Source organism: Nocardioides zhouii (assembly GCF_004137345.1).
GTDB classification, from domain to species: Bacteria; Actinomycetota; Actinomycetes; order Propionibacteriales; family Nocardioidaceae; genus Nocardioides; species Nocardioides zhouii.
This window is the reverse complement of the sequence record NZ_SDWV01000003.1, coordinates 271,934-283,970: the sequence shown is the minus strand read 5'-3', so window position 1 is coordinate 283,970 and position 12,037 is coordinate 271,934. Positions and strand designations below refer to the sequence as shown.

Here is a 12,037-nt window from a genome sequence, read left to right as displayed (position 1 = left end):
CGCGCCCTTTACCGGCGGCAGCACCGCCTCGATCTGAGCCCACATCTCATCGCTGAGCACCGCCATCCGCGTCATGGGCCCAGCATCAAGCCCGAACCACGCTCAACATTGGAGACACGCCCTAGATCCAGCGCAGCCTCGACGATCTGGCGCAGCGCAGTCGGAAGGTCGGGATGCTCCACGGCAAGCCGGTTGACCTCCAGCAGACGGCGTAGTTGGAACTCAGGCATCGTCTGCCCCCGTTGGACGTGGTCTTCGCCTTCCACGGGTTCCCGGGGGCGGTGCACCAGCTCGTGCACGGACGCCCCGATGCCGATCGCTTCCACGTCCGCGGGTTCATCGAGCAAGGGACCACGACGACACCGTTCGACATGACCGTTCTCAACCGGATCTCACGGTTCCACTTGGTCATGGATGCGATCAACAACTCGCACACCTCGTTGCCCGGTGCGGGTGAGCTGCAGACCTGGTGTCTCGAGCAGCTGGCCCGTCACACCTCCCACGTGCGTGAGCACATGGAGGACCTGCCCGAGATCCGTGAGTGGCGCGTCGGTGCGCGCGAGTGAGGTGCTCCCTGACCTACGAGCCGCACAGCGGGACGACGGCCACGGTGCAGTGCGCGGGCTGCTGGTCCGCGAACCCCGGTGGATGTGTGAGCTGAATGTCACCAGACTCGCCCGGACCGAGGCCAGCGCGTACGGGCACCCGACCGTCGGCGACAGGACTTCTCGCCGCGATGGCAGGGACCTTCGCCTCTGACCGGCGGTGCGGCCGTGCCTGCACCGTGACGGCGTGACCTCTCTGCATGTGACACACTCGCTGACGCACGTCGCCCCGGCCCCCGGTGACCTCAGATCCTTGATGCGAGGCGGGCGGGCATGACCGGTGGGCGCGAGGCAGGATTCGGTCCCCGAGCGACGGTGATGCTGGCTCTGGCCACGGTCGGCTTCGCGGTGAACTTCTGGGCGTGGGCGCTCATCAGCCCGCTGGGTCCGATGTTCCGGGAGTCCGGTGCGCTCGGTGCATTGAGCGAGTCGGACGTCGCACTGCTCGTGGCGGTGCCGGTCCTGGTCGGGTCGCTCGGGCGGATCGTGGCGGGCGCGATGACCGACCGCTACGGGGGTCGCGTGATGTTCCCGATCGTCTCGGGCGTCACCATTGTCCCAGTCCTGTTCATCGCTTTCGTCGCCCTCGACTCCTACGCCCTCCTGCTTGTCGGAGGCTTCTTCCTCGGCATCGCCGGCACCGTGTTCGCTGTCGGGGTCCCGTTCGTCAACGCCTGGTTCCCGCCGGAGCGTCGCGGTCTCGCGATCGGTGTCTTCGGCGCTGGCATGGGCGGCACGGCGATCAGCGCCCTCACGACGGTCAAGCTCTTCACCAACGTGGGCGAGAAGGCGCCGTTCCTCATCACCGCGGTCGTCCTGGCGGTCTACTCGGTGCTTGCCTGGCTCCTGTTGCGCGACGCGCCGGGGCGGGTGGTGCCGACCACGAGCCTGGCGAGCCGGCTCAACGCGAACGCCCGGCTGCCCATCACCTGGCAGGCGTGCGTCCTTTACGCAGTCGCATTCGGCGGCTACGTGGCCTTCTCGGTCTATCTCCCTGCCTACCTCAAGACGGCCCACGGCCTGACGCCTGCCGACGCTGCCAACCGCATGGCCGGCTTCGTCCTGGTCGCGGTCGTGATGAGGCCGGTCGGTGGTTGGCTGTCGGACAGGTTCGGCGCCATTCCGGTGCTGGCGACGTCGTACGCCGTCGTAGCGGTGGGCGCAGCCGTGTCGGCCGGCGCCCCGCCGCTGGAGGGCGTCGGGACCGTGGCGTTCCTCGCGATGGCGGCCGCGCTCGGTGCCGGGAGCGGGGCGACGTTCGCGCTGATCGCCAGGGTGACCGAACCGAGCCGGGTCGGTGGGGTGACCGGTCTGGTCGGAGCTGCCGGCGGCCTGGGCGGCTTCGTGCCCCCACTGATCATGGGCTTCGTGTACGGCCGCACCGAGTCCTACGCGATCGGGCTGTGGCTGCTCGCCGGCACCGCTGCCCTCACCCTCGTCCTCACTCTGACCATCGTCCGACGCACCGCCCAGCGACAGGAAGCCCTTTGAGCAAGGACATCGGCATGGACGGGCCCCTCAGTGACGCACTCGTGCGCAGCAGGCGGTTCTTCACCCGCGGCACGGTCTCCGAGGACCTCAGGACGCTCAGCCAGGCCGGCGGACGCGAGGCCGACGACTTCTACCGGGACCGCTGGAGCCACGACAAGGTCGTGCGCTCGACCCACGGCGTGAACTGCACGGGGTCATGCTCGTGGAAGGTCTACGTCAAGGACGGGATCATCACCTGGGAGACCCAGCAGACCGACTATCCGTCGGTCGGACCCGACTCCCCGGAGTACGAGCCCCGCGGCTGCCCGCGCGGTGCGGCGTTCTCCTGGTACACCTACTCGCCGACGCGGGTGCGCTACCCCTACGTGCGCGGTGTACTGCTCCAGATGTTCCGCGAGGCGAAGTCGCAGCACGGCGGTGACCCGGTGAAGGCCTGGGAGCACATCGTCGAGAACCCGCAGCGGGCCAAGGCCTACAAGTCCGCCCGCGGCAAGGGCGGGCTGGTGCGTGCCACGTGGGACGAGGCCACGGAGATCATCGCCGCGGCCCACGTCCACACCATCAAGAAGTACGGCCCCGACCGCGTCGCCGGGTTCTCGCCCATCCCCGCGATGTCGATGGTCTCGCACGCCTCGGGTGCCAGGTTCGTGAACCTCATCGGCGGTTCGATGCTGAGCTTCTACGACTGGTACGCCGACCTGCCGGTCGCGTCCCCGCAGGTCTTCGGCGACCAGACCGACGTCCCGGAGTCGGGCGACTGGTGGAACGCGGGCTACCTCATCATGTGGGGCTCCAACCTCCCGGTCACGCGTACGCCGGACGCGCACTGGATGACCGAGGCGCGCTACCGCGGCCAGAAGGTGATCGCGGTCGCCCCCGACTACGCCGACAACGTGAAGTTCGCCGACGAGTGGCTCCCCGCGAAGCCGGGCACTGACGCCGCACTAGCGATGGCAATGGGCCATGTCGTCCTCCAGGAGTTCTTCGTCGACCGCGACACCCCCTACTTCACCCAGTACGTGAAGACGTACACGGATCTGCCCTACCTCGTGAAGCTCGACGAAGGTGTCGACGGGCGGCTCACCGCGGGCAAGTTCCTGACTGCCGCAGACCTCGACGCGATACCGGCCGACGAGGAGAACGCCGCCTTCAAGACTGTCCTGATCGATGCACGTACGGGTAAGGCGGTCGTCCCCAACGGCTCCCTGGGCCACCGCTTCGGCGATGCGGGCGTCGGCCGATGGAACCTCGAGCTCGGCGACGTCGACCCCCGGCTCTCGATGCTCGACGGCGACGGTTCGCCCGTCGAGACCGTGTTGGTGCGGATGCCACGCTTCGACAACCCCGACGGTGCCGCTGCCGACCTGCCGCGGGGGGTGCCCGTCCGTCGCGTGAGCGGTCATCTCGTCACCACGGTCTTCGACCTGCTCCTCGCCCAGTACGGCGTTGGGCGTCCCGGCCTGCCGGGTGAGTGGGCCACGGGCTACGACGACGCGGAGTCGCCGTACACCCCCGCCTGGCAGGAGGCCATCACCGGTGTGCCGGCCGCGACTGCGGCCCGGATCGGCCGCGAGTTCGCCGCCAACGCCGAGGAGTCGAAGGGCCGCTCGATGATCGTGATGGGCGCCGGCACCAACCACTGGTTCCACTCCGACACGATCTACCGCGCGTTCCTCACGCTGACCAACCTCACCGGCTGCCAGGGCGTCAACGGCGGCGGCTGGGCCCACTACGTCGGGCAGGAGAAGGTCCGCCCGATCACCGGATACACGCAGATCGCCAACGCCCTCGACTGGAACCGGCCGCCGCGCAACATGATCCAGACGGCCTACTGGTACCTCCACACCAACCAGTTCCGCTACGACCAGTTCGGCGCCGACACCCTGTCCGCGACCACGGGCACCGGACAGCTCGCCGGCAAGTCGACGGCCGACGTGATCGCGCAGAGCGCGCGCATGGGCTGGATGCCGTCCTACCCGACGTTCGACCGCAACCCGCTCGACCTCAGCGACGACGCGGCCGCGGCCGGCAAGCCGGTGGGGGAGTACGTCGTCGACCAGCTGAAGTCGGGCAAGCTCGAGTTCGCCGGCGAGGACCCCGACGCGCCGCAGAACTACCCGCGCATCCTGTCGATCTGGCGGGCGAACCTGCTCGGCTCGTCGGGCAAGGGCAACGAGTACTTCCTCAAGCACCTGCTCGGCACCGACTCCTCGGTGCGAGCCACCGAGACGCCGGAAGAGCACCGCCCGGTCGACGTCACGTGGCGCGACGAGGCACCCGAGGGCAAGCTCGACCTGCTGATGACGATCGACTTCCGGCAGACCAGCACGACGATCTTCTCCGACGTCGTTCTCCCCGCGGCCACCTGGTACGAGAAGCACGACCTCAACACCACCGACATGCACCCGTTCGTGCACTCCTTCAACCCTGCGATCGCGCCGCCATGGCAGACCCGTACCGACTGGGACGCCTGGCAGACGATCGCTGAGAAGTTCAGCGAGCTCGCGGCCACCCACCTAGGCGTCCGCAAGGACGTCGTGGCGGTGCCGCTCACCCACGACACGCCAGACGCGATGGCGAACCCGCACGGCGTCGTACGCGACTGGAAGAAGGGCGAGTGCGAGCCGGTCCCCGGCGTCACGATGCCCAAGCTGGTCGAGGTGGAGCGTGACTACGGCGCGGTCGCCGAGAAGATGAACGCCCTCGGGCCGCTGGTCGACACCCTCGGCGCGACGACCAAGGGCGTGACCTTCGAGCTCGGCAAGCAGGTGGACTACCTGAGGGCGAAGAACGGTGCCGTGCGTGGTGGAGTCGCCGACGGCAGGCCCTCGCTGAAGAAGGACGTCAACGTCTGCGAGGCGATCCTGGCGATGTCCGGCACCACCAACGGCCATCTCGCCACCCAGGGTTTCAAGACCCTCGAGAAGCGGACGGGGGTACGGCTGGCCGACCTGGCCGAGGAGCACGAGGGCAAGCAGATCACCTTCGCCGACACGCAGGGCCCGCCGGTCCCGGTGATCACGTCACCGGAGTGGTCGGGCTCGGAGACCGGTGGTCGGCGCTACTCGCCCTTCACGATCAACGTCGAGCGCAAGAAGCCCTGGCACACCCTCACCGGACGCATGCACTTCTACCTGGACCATGACTGGATGACCGAGCTCGGCGAGGGCCTGCCGGTCTACCGGCCACCGCTCAACATGGCCGCGTTGTTCGCGGAGCCCAACCTCGGGAACGTCTCCGACGGATCGAACGGGCAGGTCGAGGGGCTGACCGTGCGATACCTCACGCCGCACAACAAGTGGTCGATCCACTCGGAGTACCAGGACAACCTCTTCATGCTCTCGCTGTCCCGCGGAGGCCAGAACATCTGGATGAGCGACCGGGACGCGGTCAAGGTCGGGATCAAGGACAACGACTGGATCGAGGCCGTCAACCGCAACGGTGTGGTCGTGGCCCGGGCGATCGTCTCGCACCGGATGCCGGAAGGAACGATGTACATGTACCACGCCCAGGACCGGCTCATCGACGTACCGCTCGCGGAGACGTCGGGCAAGCGCGGAGGCATCCACAACTCGCTCACGCGCCTGCTGGTGAAGCCCTCCCACCTCATCGGTGGCTACGCACAGCTGACCTTCGCCTTCAACTACCTCGGCCCCACCGGCAACCAGCGCGACGAGGTCACCATCATCCGCAAGCGCTCGCAAGACGTGGAGTACTGACATGGGTCTCGATACGCTCGCTGGCGCTCGCCACTCGACCACCGAGGGGGCACTGCCGTGCGAGTGATGGCCCAGATGGCGATGGTGATGAACCTCGACAAGTGCATCGGCTGCCACACCTGCTCGGTCACGTGCAAGCAGGCGTGGACCAACCGCTCCGGCACCGAGTACATCTGGTTCAACAACGTGGAGACGCGCCCCGGCCTCGGCTACCCGCGGACCTACGAGGACCAGGAGAAGTGGAAGGGCGGCTGGGAGCTCAACGACCGCGGACGCCTGGTCCTCAAGGCAGGTGGTCGGCTCAAGAACCTGCTCACGATCTTCTCCAACCCCAAGCTGCCCTCGATCGGCGAGTACTACGAGCCGTGGACCTACGACTACTCCACGCTCACCGACGCGCCGGCCCAGGAGCACACTCCGGTCGCCCGCCCGAAGTCGCTCATCAGCGGCAAGAACATGAAGATCGAGTGGTCGGCCAACTGGGACGACGACCTCGGAGGCTCGACCGAGACGGCGCACCGCGACCCGATGCTCGCGAAGATCGCCGAGAAGGTGAAGTTCGAGTTCGAGCAGACCTTCATGTTCTACCTCCCCCGGATCTGCGAGCACTGCCTCAACCCGTCCTGCGCGGCCTCGTGCCCCAGCGGCGCGATCTACAAGCGCGAGGAGGACGGCATCGTCCTCGTCGACCAGGACAAGTGCCGCGGGTGGCGCAAGTGCGTGTCCGGCTGCCCCTACAAGAAGATCTACTTCAACCACCGCACGGGCAAGGCCGAGAAGTGCACGTTCTGCTTCCCGCGCATCGAGGTCGGCCTGCCCACGGTGTGCGCCGAGACGTGTGTCGGCCGCCTGCGCTACATCGGCCTGATGCTCTACGACGCGGACAAGGTGCTGGAGGCAGCCTCCACCGAGGAGGATCACGGGCTCTACGAGGCGCAGCGCGACGTCTTCCTCGACCCGTTCGACGCCGACGTGATCCGCGAGGCGGAGAAGGCGGGCATCGCCAGGGACTGGATAGCCGCCGCCCAGCGCTCGCCCATCTACGCGCTGATCAACACCTTCAAGGTGGCCCTGCCGCTGCACCCGGAGTACCGCACCATGCCCATGGTCTGGTACATCCCGCCGCTTTCGCCGGTCGTCGACGTGGTGGCCGAGACGGGGGAGGACGCCGAGGACAAGGGCAACCTCTTCGCGGCCATCGACGCGCTCCGGATCCCGGTCGAGTACCTCGCCGAGCTGTTCACGGCCGGTGACGTGGCGCCGGTGGACGCGGTCCTCAAGAAGCTCGCTGCGATGCGCTGCTACATGCGCGACATCAACATGGGCCGCGACCCCGACGCCTCGATCCCGGCCGCGGTCGGCATGACCGAGGAGGAGATGTACGACATGTACCGCCTGCTCGCGATCGCGAAGTACGACGAGCGCTACGTCATCCCCGCCGCGCACACCGAGCAGGCTCACTCGCTGGAGGAGCTGTCCACCGAGTGCTCCGTCTCGGAGTACGGCGGCGGCCAGCAGGACCTCTTCGGCGAGGGCTCCGGAGTGCCGACGCCGATCGCGGTCGAGAACTTCCAGATGTTGCAGGACCGGCAGACCTCCGACTCGCTGGCGGGGCCGGAGGACAAGGGTGCCCGGATCAACCTGCTGAACTGGGACGGGAAGGGGTCCCCTCCCGGACTGTTCCCGTCGAAGAGGTCGGGCTCGTGAGCGGCCGTCGGACGAGGTCGGGGCTCTCGCCCGACCAGCTGACCGTCGTGTGGCAGTCGGTGTCCCTCCTCCTCGACTACCCCGACGAGGAGGTGCTGGTCCACGCCGCGCTCGTCAGGACGGCAGCCGCGACGCTGCCACCGGGGGTGGGTGACTCGCTGCGCGAGTTCCTGACCCATCTCGAGTCGACGCCGCTGCCCGAGCTCCAGGCCGACTACGTCGAGACGTTCGACAACCGGCGGCGCTGCAACCTCTTCCTGACGTACTTCGCACACGGTGACACCCGCAAGCGGGGGATGGCCCTGCTGCGCTTCAAGCAGACCTACCTCGGAACCGGCTTCGAGCTGGACGACGCCGAGCTGCCCGACCACCTCTGCGTCGTGCTCGAGTTCGCGGCCACGATCGACCGCGACCTCGGGCGACAGTTGATGCTGGACCACAGGGCCGGTCTCGAGCTGCTGCGGCTCTCTCTCCGCGACATGCACTCGCCCTGGGCCAGCCTCATCGACGCGGTCACGGCGACGCTGCCGCCGCTGCGCGGCGAGGAGCGCGACGCCGTCCGACGGCTCGCGGCCGAGGGTCCACCGGAGGAGGAGGTGGGGCTGGCGCCGTTCGCCAGTCCGCAGTTCAGCCCGGGTGCGGCCTCCGGACCGACGCTCCTGCCCATGCCGTCCTTCCCCGGGGTGCTCGCATGAACGACTTCCTCTTCGTGGTCGTCCCCTACATCTGCCTCACGGTCTTCGTCGCGGGGCACCTGTGGCGCTACCGCTACGACAAGTTCGGCTGGACGACGCGGTCGTCTCAGCTCTACGAGAACCGGCTGCTGCGCATCGGCAGCCCACTGTTCCACTTCGGGATGCTCGGCGTGGTCGGCGGCCACGTCTTCGGGCTGCTGATCCCGCAGTCGTGGACCGACGCAGTGGGCATCGGTGAGCACGCCTACCACGTCGCCGCTGTTGGCGGCGGCCTGCTGGCCGGGATCGCGACCGTGGTCGGGCTGGCCATCCTGGTCTACCGGCGCCGCACTGTCGGTCCGGTCTTCTCGGCGACGACCGTCATGGACAAGGTGATGTATGCCTTCCTGATCGTCGCGATCCTGTTGGGGATGTGGAACACCGTGGCCGGCTCGATCCTCACCATCGGTGGTGAGTACAACTACCGCCAGGGGGTGTCGGTCTGGTTCCGTTCCTTCCTGGCCTTCCAGCCTGACGCCGACCTGATGGGGGACGCGCCGCTGGGCTTCCAGCTCCATGCCCTGGTGGCCTTCGGGCTCTTCGCGTTGTGGCCCTTCACGCGTCTGGTGCACGTGTTCAGCGCGCCGCTGGGTTACCTCACGCGTCCCTACATCGTCTACCGCAGCCGCGACCAAGAGCTCGGCAGTCACCGCCCTCGCCGCGGATGGGACCGGGTGGGCTAGGTGTGTGAGTACTGCGGCTGCCGGGAGGTGCCGGCGATCGCCGAGCTGATGGACGAGCACACCGCTCTCGCGGACGAGGGCCACTACGTCCGGCAGGCGCTGGGGGCCGGCGATTGTCGCGGCGCCATGCATCTCCTGTCGGGACTCGTGGCGCATCTCGACCGGCACGTCCGACGGGAGGAGGCCGGGATCTTCCTGGCCATGCGTGACGAGGACGAGTTCATCGACGAGATCGAGGCGCTCGAGGCAGAGCACCGCGACCTCGCAGCCGTCGTGGCAGCGCTCGACGTCGACGCCACCTCGTTCGCCGCGGACGTGTCACAGCTCCTCGACGACCTCGACACCCACGTCGAGCGGGAGGACCTCGGAATCTTCCCGGTGTCCGTGGTCACGCTCGGCGCGACCGGGTGGGCGACCGTGGACAAGGCCCGCAGGAGCTCACCGAGCTTCCTTCTCGACGTCCCACCGCAACCGACACAAGGAGAGCCCCATGCAGAAGGAATCACTGACGGCTCTGGTCCGACACCACCTGGCAGCCGCGGGTGAGGCGTCGAGCGGGCGGAGCGCCCACACCATCTACGGAGGCCACGAGCATTCCCTGCGGCAGACCCTGATCGCGCTCCGCGCAGGCTCGAGGCTCGACGAGCACGAGAACCCGGGTGAGGCGACCCTGCAGGTCCTGCACGGCCGCGTGACGTTGCGCGCGGGCACGGACGAGTGGAACGGGTCGCCCGGCGACCTCCTCACCATCCCGGACTCCCGGCACGCCCTCGATGCCGTGGAGGACTCGGCGGTCCTCCTGACCGTGGCCGTGCGGAGCTGACCGCTGGCCGGTACGGACCCTGCGACATGGATGGCGCGGAACACGGCCGTCAGCCAGTCGACCTGGCCGGTGTTGTTGAAGACATCTTCATGTGATGTATGATGCAAGTAAGCCAGCACCGGGACGGAGTACGGAATGGGCAACATGCCCTTGTACGAGATCAAGGCGGAGCTGTTTCGGACTCTCGGCCATCCGACCCGCATCCGCGTCCTCGAGCTGCTGCAGGACGGGCCGCGGCCGGTGCACGAGCTGCTGGCCGAGATCGAGGTCGAGGCCTCGAACCTGTCCCAACAGCTCGCAGTCCTTCGCCGCGCCGGCCTGGTTCGGTCCTCTCGCGAGGGTGCGACCGTGCTCTACTCGCTCACGACCGCTGACATCGCCCGGCTTCTCCACGACGGGCGTCGGATCCTCGCCGCCCTGGCGGCTGACCAGCAGGACCTTCTCGCGGATCTCCGCGACTCAGCCGCGTCCAGGTGAGGAGCGCCGGGACGGTTCGTACGCTCGGCTCGCTCAGCACCGCTGCTCGCACGTCGTACGAAGGTCTGCGCGGGCTGTTGCCCCGCCCCGGCGACCTCATGGCGATGCGACGCAACCCCCGTCAGGACCTGGTCGCTGGACTCACGGTGGCGATCGTCGCCCTCCCGCTTGCCCTCGCGTTCGGAGTGGCCTCGGGACTGGGAGCGCAGGCCGGGCTCGCCACCGCCGTCGTCGCTGGGGTCCTCGCAGCGCTCTTCGGTGGGTCCAACATCCAGGTGTCAGGTCCCACCGGCGCGATGACCGTCGTGCTCATCCCCGTGGTTCATGCGCACGGAGCAACGGGGGTCCTCATGGTGGGCTTCCTCGCTGGTCTGGTGCTCGTCGGTATGGCCTTCGCTCGGCTGGGCCGTTTCGTCCGCTACCTGCCTGTATCGGTGATCGAGGGCTTCACCGCCGGCATTGCCGTGGTGATCTCCCTGCAGCAGGTGCCCTCGGCCCTCGGCGTCACCAACGCCACCGGCGACAAGGTCTGGGCGGCCGCAGCGGACGCGGCTGTTCGCTTCGCCCACCACCCCCACTTCGCCGCGCCGGCCGTGGCGCTCGGGGTGATGTCGATCATGCTGGTCGGCGCGCGGTGGCACCCCCGCGTGCCGTACTCCCTCATCGGCATAGCCATTGCCACGGCGGCGGCGCACTACAGCAACCTGCGGCTGGACACGTTGGGACATCTCCCCTCCACCCTTCCGGCGCCCTCGCTGGGCTTCGTGGATCTCGGCGCCATCAGCGTGCTGGCCACATCGGCACTGGCCATCGCTGCACTCGCCGCGCTGGAGAGCCTGCTCAGCGCAACGGTCGCGGACGCCATGACGGTCAACGAACGTCACGACCCCGACCGGGAGCTCTTCGGCCAGGGGCTGGCCAACATCGTCGTCCCCATGTTCGGCGGCATTCCGGCCACGGCAGCCATCGCCCGTACGGCCGTCAACGTCCGCGCCGGTGCTGGCTCGCGGCTGGCGGCGGTCAGTCACGCCGTGATTCTGCTGGTCCTGGTCTTCGTCGCGGCGCCTCTCGTCTCTTCTGTCCCGTTGGCCGCGTTGGCCGGCGTGCTCTTCGCGACCTGCGTGCGGATGGTCGAGGCGAGCTCCTTGATCGCCCTGGTCCGCTCGACCCCCTCCGACGGCCTGATCGTCTGCCTGACGTTCACCGTGACCGTCGCTCTGGACCTGGTCGCGGCCGTGGGAGTCGGCGTCGCCGTCGCGATCGTCCTCGCCCTCCGCAACGTCGCCAGCAGTGCCCGGATCGACGAAGTCACTCTCGATTCGGACGACCACAGTGAGGACGAGCGCGCCCTGCTCGCCGAGCACGTCGTCGCCTACCGCATCGATGGCCCGCTGTTCTTCGCCGCGGCCCATCGGCTGCTGCTCGAGCTGCCGGACCTGGTAGAGGTCGACGTCGTCATCCTGAGGATGTCGCGCGTCACCACCCTGGACGCCACCGGTGCGCACGTCCTCGGCGACACCATCACCAGGCTCCAGCGTCGCGGGATCCCGGTCCTGCTCTCGGCTCTTGCTCCGGCGCATGAGGCGGTTCTCACCTCGATCGGAGTCGCCGGCCCCCTGCGCGCAGCCGGACGCATCCTGCCCGACACGCCACAAGCCATCAACGCCGCCCGGCAGCTGCTGGCCGACGCCGTGGCACGCACCACAGGAAGCCAGAGCCATGCGATCACATGACCGACCCCGTCACCCCCAGGTCCACCGGACCCGGCCAGCACCTCGCCGCCCCGATGAGCGAGTGC

11 protein-coding genes are annotated in these 12,037 nt (G+C 68.4%); 10 read left to right on the top strand and 1 reads right to left on the bottom strand.

The genetic code is table 11. The features are described 5' to 3' along the window. Positions 1 to 71: 71 nt before the first annotated feature. Entirely contained in the window at positions 72 to 230 is a 159-nt protein-coding gene (locus tag EUA94_RS22045; RefSeq protein WP_165356779.1) for a hypothetical protein, read from the bottom strand. A gap of 18 nt (positions 231 to 248) precedes the next feature. Here EUA94_RS22045 and EUA94_RS04645 point away from each other — a divergent pair, with 18 nt between their 5' ends. From EUA94_RS04645 to EUA94_RS04600, 10 genes are all read left to right on the top strand, one after another. Continuing rightward, the gene (locus EUA94_RS04645; RefSeq protein ID WP_242494676.1) at positions 249 to 566 is read left to right on the top strand and encodes a phosphoketolase family protein; all 318 of its coding nucleotides are present in this window, start codon (positions 249 to 251) and stop codon (positions 564 to 566) included. Positions 567 to 878: 312 nt separating this feature from the next. Beyond that, positions 879 to 2,096, top strand: coding sequence for an MFS transporter (locus EUA94_RS04640; RefSeq protein ID WP_207210394.1), 1,218 nt, complete (start codon positions 879 to 881; stop codon positions 2,094 to 2,096). 14 nt (positions 2,097 to 2,110) lie between these two features. Beyond that, positions 2,111 to 5,815 carry a nitrate reductase subunit alpha gene (locus EUA94_RS04635; protein ID WP_129425136.1) on the top strand — a complete coding sequence of 1,235 codons (3,705 nt, stop codon included), beginning with the start codon at positions 2,111 to 2,113 and terminating at the stop codon, positions 5,813 to 5,815. Between the two features lie 57 nt (positions 5,816 to 5,872). Then, positions 5,873 to 7,522: a nitrate reductase subunit beta gene (gene narH, locus EUA94_RS04630; RefSeq protein WP_129425134.1), complete on the top strand. Its 1,650-nt coding sequence runs from the start codon at positions 5,873 to 5,875 to the stop codon at positions 7,520 to 7,522. Continuing rightward, entirely contained in the window at positions 7,519 to 8,217 is a 699-nt protein-coding gene (gene narJ, locus EUA94_RS04625; RefSeq protein WP_129425132.1) for a nitrate reductase molybdenum cofactor assembly chaperone, read from the top strand. Before narH ends, narJ begins: the two co-directional genes overlap by 4 nt. Beyond that, positions 8,214 to 8,939, top strand: coding sequence for a respiratory nitrate reductase subunit gamma (gene narI / locus EUA94_RS04620; protein WP_129425130.1), 726 nt, complete (start codon positions 8,214 to 8,216; stop codon positions 8,937 to 8,939). The genes narJ and narI overlap by 4 nt, the downstream gene beginning before the upstream one ends. Continuing rightward, a complete protein-coding gene (locus EUA94_RS04615; RefSeq protein ID WP_129425128.1) occupies positions 8,940 to 9,485 on the top strand; it encodes a hemerythrin domain-containing protein in 546 nt (181 codons plus the stop codon). Further along, positions 9,430 to 9,762, top strand: a complete 333-nt coding sequence (locus EUA94_RS04610; protein ID WP_129425126.1) for a cupin domain-containing protein — start codon at positions 9,430 to 9,432, stop codon at positions 9,760 to 9,762. Before EUA94_RS04615 ends, EUA94_RS04610 begins: the two co-directional genes overlap by 56 nt. 144 nt (positions 9,763 to 9,906) lie before the next feature. Beyond that, on the top strand, positions 9,907 to 10,239 hold the full coding sequence (locus tag EUA94_RS04605; RefSeq protein WP_242494671.1) for an ArsR/SmtB family transcription factor: 333 nt from the start codon (positions 9,907 to 9,909) through the stop codon (positions 10,237 to 10,239). Then, entirely contained in the window at positions 10,236 to 11,972 is a 1,737-nt protein-coding gene (locus EUA94_RS04600; RefSeq protein WP_207210393.1) for a SulP family inorganic anion transporter, read from the top strand. Before EUA94_RS04605 ends, EUA94_RS04600 begins: the two co-directional genes overlap by 4 nt. Positions 11,973 to 12,037 lie beyond the last annotated feature (65 nt).